Below are 722 nucleotides of genomic sequence, written 5' to 3'. Positions count from 1 at the left end.
GAGCAGCTGAGCGAGGACGAGCGGATGGTGCGCGATACCGCGCGCGCCTATGCGCAGGAAAAGCTCGCGCCCCGGATCATCGACGCGTTCGCCAACGAGGTTACCGACCCGGCGATCTTCCGCGAGATGGGCGAACTGGGCCTGCTCGGCCCGACGATCCCCGAGGAGTACGGCGGCGTCGGCGCGAGCTATGTCGCCTACGGCCTCGTCGCGCGCGAGGTGGAGCGGATCGACTCGGGCTATCGCTCGATGATGAGCGTCCAGTCGAGCCTCGTCATGTATCCGATCCACGCCTATGGCTCGGAGGAGCAGAAGCGGAAGTACCTGCCCAGGCTCGCCAGCGGCGAATGGATCGGCTGCTTCGGCCTCACCGAGCCCGACGCCGGCTCCGATCCCGGCGGCATGAAGACCCGCGCGGTCAAGACCGACGGCGGCTATGTCCTGAACGGCGCGAAGACGTGGATCTCCAACTCTCCCATCGCCGACGTGTTCGTCGTCTGGGCGAAGAGCGACGCGCATGGCGGCGGCATTCGCGGCTTCGTCCTCGAAAAAGGCATGAAGGGGCTGTCGGCGCCCAAGATCGAGGGCAAGCTCTCGCTCCGCGCGTCGATCACCGGCATGATCGTGCTGGAGGATGTCGAGGTCGGCGAGGAGGCTTTGCTCCCCGAGGTGCAGGGGCTGAAGGGCCCGTTCGGCTGCCTCAATCGTGCGCGCTACGGGAT

Annotated in this window: 1 protein-coding gene; it reads left to right on the top strand. The window is 67.0% G+C overall.

Translation table 11 applies throughout. The features are described from left to right. Positions 1-722 (top strand): acyl-CoA dehydrogenase family protein (locus tag AX702_RS08830; RefSeq protein WP_197420537.1); only part of this gene is annotated, 722 nt, incomplete at both ends.

This window comes from Sphingomonas sp. CCH5-D11, assembly GCF_001557395.1.
Lineage (GTDB): Bacteria > Pseudomonadota > Alphaproteobacteria > Sphingomonadales > Sphingomonadaceae > Sphingomonas.
The sequence above is the reverse complement of the archived record's forward strand: the minus strand, read 5'-3'. Positions and strand labels throughout refer to the sequence as shown.